Raw genomic sequence first — 2,981 nt, forward strand, 5'->3', positions numbered from 1 at the left:
TATATTGACTGACCCACCGCCTTCGCGAGCAAGCCCGCTCCCACAGTTGAATCTTCATCGTCCTTTGGATTTGCATCCGACCAATGATTTTTAAAGAACAAAACAGCAGGTGAAGTCATGACCACAACTCAACCCCTGGAACTGCTGGCGCCCCTGTCCGGGGTGCTGCTGGCGCTGGATCAGGTGCCTGACCCGGTGTTCGCCAGCCGCCTGATCGGCGATGGCCTGTGTATCGACCCGACCTCGCAGACCCTTTGCGCACCCTTGGCCGGGGTGATCAGCAATATCCAGGACAGTGGGCATGCCGTCAGCGTGACCGACGACAACGGTGTTCAGGTGCTGATGCATATCGGCCTGGACACCGTGAACCTGGCGGGCCAGGGTTTCACCCGGCTGGTCGAGGAAGGCCAGCGGGTGGAGGCCGGGCAACCGTTGATTGAGTTCGATGCCGACTATGTGGCGCTCAATGCACGGAGTTTGCTGACCCTGATGTTGGTGGTCAGTGGTGAGCCGTTCACACTGCTGGCCCATGGCCTAGTGGAAACGGGGCAGCCACTGCTACGGGTTTCGCCCGGCGATAGTCCTGAACAAACCGCCGAGGAGGAGGGTGATGCACTGTTCTCCAAGCCGCTGACCTTGCCCAATGCCAACGGCCTGCACGCCCGCCCTGCGGCGGTATTGGCCCAGGCGGCCAAGGGATTCAAGGCGAGCATCTATCTGCATAAACAAACCCAGAGCGCTAACGCCAAGTCGCTGGTGGCGATCATGGCGCTACAAACTGTACAAGGCGATACCTTGCAGGTGAGTGCGGCGGGTGAGGATGCCGAGGCAGCGATCAAGGCGCTGGTGGTGCTATTGAATGAAGGTTGTGGTGAGGCGGTAGTGGCGCCAGAAAAGGTGGTTGAGCCGGTGGCGCCTGCGTCGTCACCGACATTGCTGCGAGGCGTGTGTGCGTCACCGGGTTCAGCATTTGGCCAGGTGGTTCAGGTGGCCGAGCCTGAATTGACGATCACTGAAAAAGGCGCCGGTGAGGCGCTCGAGCGTGCAGCCTTGGAGCGTGGGCTGCGGGCGGCAAGCGAAGCTCTGCAAACATTGCAAGACAACGCGTCGGGCAGTGCCCAGGCCGAGATTTTCCGTGCCCATCAGGAATTGCTCGAGGACCCGACATTGTTGGAGCAAGCCCATGGATCATTGGCGAAGGGCAAGAGCGCCGCCTTTGCCTGGAACAGCGCCACGGTCGCGACCGGCAAGCTGTTCCAGGGGCTGGGCAGCGCATTGCTCGCCGAGCGGGCGGCGGACCTGGCCGATGTCGGCCAGCGTGTGCTGAAGCTGATCCTCGGCATTCAGGAGCGCGCCTGGGATTTGCCCGAGCGCGCGATCCTGATCGCCGAACAACTGACCCCATCGCAAACCGCCAGCCTGGACACACGCAAAGTGCTGGGCTTTGTCACCGTCGGCGGTGGTGCGACCAGCCATGTTGCGATCCTCGCGCGGGCGTTGGGCCTGCCCGCCATCTGCGGCGTGCCGGTGCAGGTATTGGCGTTGGATAACGGCAAGCAGGTGTTGCTCGATGCCGATAAGGGCGAGTTGCACCTGGAGCCGAACCTGGCCGAGATCGAACAATTGGAAGTCGCGCGCAAACAGCAGGTGCAGAAGCGTCAGCGTGATGTGGCGCAGGCGGCTTTGCCTGCCACCACCTGCGACGGTCATCACGTCGAAGTCACGGCCAACGTCGCCTCATTGCAGGAGGTGGAGCAAGCCCTGGCCCTCGGCGGTGAAGGCGTGGGCCTGCTGCGCTCGGAGTTTCTCTACCTGGACCGCAACCGCGCACCGAGCCCGGCAGAACAAGCGGGCACCTATACCGCCATCGCCCGTGCCTTGGGCGCCGAGCGCAATTTGGTGGTGCGCACCTTGGACGTCGGTGGCGACAAACCGTTGGCCTATGTGCCGATGGACAGTGAGACCAATCCGTTTCTTGGCTTGCGTGGCATTCGGCTGTGCCTGGAGCGCCCTGAGCTGCTGCGCGAGCAGTTTCGCGCGATTCTCGCCAGCGCAGGTTTCGCGCGACTGCACATCATGTTGCCGATGGTCAGCCTGCTTTCGGAGCTGCACTTGGCCCGCACGATTCTTCAAGAGGAAGCGCTGGCGCTCGGGCTCACCGAGTTGCCGAAACTGGGCATCATGATCGAGGTGCCGTCTGCCGCCTTGATGGCCGATGTATTTGCCCCGCATGTGGATTTCTTTTCCATCGGCACCAATGACCTGACCCAATACACCCTGGCCATGGACCGCGACCATCCACGTTTGGCCAGCCAGGCCGACAGCTTTCACCCGGCCGTGCTGCGTTTGATCGCCACCACGGTCAAGGCCGCCCATGCCCATGGCAAGTGGGTCGGCGTATGCGGCGCATTGGCGTCCGAGGCGCTGGCGGTGCCGGTGTTGATCGGGCTGGGGGTGGATGAGTTGTCGGTCAGTGTGCCGTTGATCCCGACGATCAAGGCCACCGTGCGCGAGTTGAACCTGGCTGACTGCCAGCTCATCGCCCGCCAGGTACTGGGCCTGGAAGAGGCCGCCCAGGTGCGCGAGGCGCTGCGCCTGTATCACGCCGCTACTGTTGAAACCTCACCTGTCGTGGAGCATTGAGCATGTTCGAGAAATTGCAGCGGGCGTTTTGGAAAGCGTTGACGCCGGATTTGATTGCCGAGAACGTAGCGGCGCCGGGGTTGTTGTCGCCCGAGGTGCTGAGTGCGCTCGGCGGCGCGGATAACCTCAAGTCGCAACAGCGTGTGGCGCTGACGCGGGTGCGGGTGCAGTTGCTGGATGCGGGGCGGTTGGATGAGCAGGCACTGAAGGTGGCAGGTGTGCCGGGAGTGATGGTGTTGTCAGGCGGCGTGGTCCACCTGCTAACCGGCCTCTAAGCCAGTTGGAGATCCAAATGTGGGAGGGGGCTTGCCCCCGATAGCGGTGGGTCAGCTACAGAT

The 2,981-nt window shown here is 62.6% G+C and carries 2 protein-coding genes; both read left to right on the top strand.

What is annotated here, in order from left to right:
- The first annotated feature begins 117 nt into the window (after positions 1-117).
- The gene (gene ptsP, locus ACRESD_RS04340; RefSeq protein WP_431749793.1) at positions 118-2,643 is read left to right on the top strand and encodes a phosphoenolpyruvate--protein phosphotransferase; all 2,526 of its coding nucleotides are present in this window, start codon (positions 118-120) and stop codon (positions 2,641-2,643) included.
- Between the two features lie 2 nt (positions 2,644-2,645).
- Positions 2,646-2,918, top strand: coding sequence for a PTS transporter subunit EIIB (locus ACRESD_RS04345; protein ID WP_431749794.1), 273 nt, complete (start codon positions 2,646-2,648; stop codon positions 2,916-2,918).
- Positions 2,919-2,981 lie beyond the last annotated feature (63 nt).

The organism is Pseudomonas sp. (assembly GCF_050739995.1).
Classification (GTDB): Bacteria; Pseudomonadota; Gammaproteobacteria; order Pseudomonadales; family Pseudomonadaceae; genus Aquipseudomonas.